The organism is Paenibacillus sp. P4_E11 (genome assembly GCF_056401635.1).
In genome coordinates, this window is the sequence record NZ_JBFUIX010000479.1 from 1 (window position 1) to 1,357 (window position 1,357).

General features: G+C 29.9%; 2 protein-coding genes. Both read left to right on the plus strand.

The features are described 5' to 3' along the window. On the plus strand, positions 1-575 hold a 575-nt coding region (locus AC1DWB_RS35270), incomplete at its 5' end, for a hypothetical protein (protein WP_477545724.1). Between the two features lies 1 nt (position 576). Continuing rightward, positions 577-1,357: hypothetical protein (locus tag AC1DWB_RS35275; protein ID WP_477545725.1), on the plus strand; the 781-nt coding region annotated here is incomplete at its 3' end.

Here is a 1,357-nt window from a genome sequence, read left to right on the forward strand (position 1 = left end):
AATTAAAAAATAGCATGAGTAGTAATTATAATGATCTATCGCTTAACGGTACTGTATTTAATGGATTTAAATTCCATGAATATATTGTGCAGGATAGTGTGTTTTTTTCTTGTGTATTTTCTAATATGAGTTTTCAAAAGTCAGTATTTTCAAGAACATCATTTATTGATTGTAAATTTTATAATTGCGTTTTTGTTAAGGATACAGATGATAATCATGAGATTCATTTTATTAATTGTAGCAGTGAAGATAATAATAGTGAATTCCTATCTGATAAAGATGATCACGAATTATTAAATGTGGAAGAATCCTTTTTTGAAAAGTACGAGAAACTTGTAATTGAACAATTTTGGCCGTCTGGAAGAAAAGCTGCACAAGCCAAGCGAGCCTATAGAACATTGTTTTATGGTATAGATCACAGTGATCACATTTACATCGAGAAGGCAATCCAAGAATTGAAAAAAAGAGGCATATTGAGAGTATATTCAGACATCTATATATTAGATTTCAGTAAAATGAACGAGATACAAAAAATAAAAAATGTAAATCGGGAAGATGGAGTGAGGATACTATAATATGAACATCATTACAAAGGTCCAACTACCAGAGGCACTTATAAAATCACTTGAGAAAAGAATAGTGAATGAACTAGATAAGTTGGGACTATTTTATAGGATTTTCTCTCGAATTAAATCGGAAAATTCAATCGATAGAAAACTTATTGAAAAAGGTTATAGCTCTGAAAAACAGATGCAGGATCTTTTTGGGCTAAGAGTTGTACTTTACTTTAATGACGATATTGAGATATGTGAAAAAGTATTATCAAAAATATTTGTAAAAGTTGATGAATCTATTGATAGGCCAGATTCATCAACTTTTAAGCCGACTAGGACAAATATTATATATAAGTTAGATGAATATACATCAGCTAATATTGAGCGTGCTATTTATGATAAGTTTATTGATAATACTTTTGAACTGCAGTTAAGGACAGTCTTTTCTGAGGGATGGCATGAAGTCGAACATGATCTTAGATATAAATGTAAAGAGGAATGGGATTCGTATGATGAGCAATCAAGAACTTTAAATGGTTTAGTAGCTACATTAGAAACTTGTGATTGGTCAATACTGCGTTTGTTCTCAGATTTAGCATATCGTAATTATAAAGATTCCAACTTAATCCCCATGATTCGTAACAAGTTTAGGTTAAGGTTTATTAATGAACCTCTAGATCCAATGATAAATACGATATTAGTGAGGGAAAAAAAGGTTACGAAGAGTTTATTCCGTATAGAAAGAGAATTGTTACTAGAAAAATTAGCAAATATTAAAATCTCTATTCCACTAACATTTACTA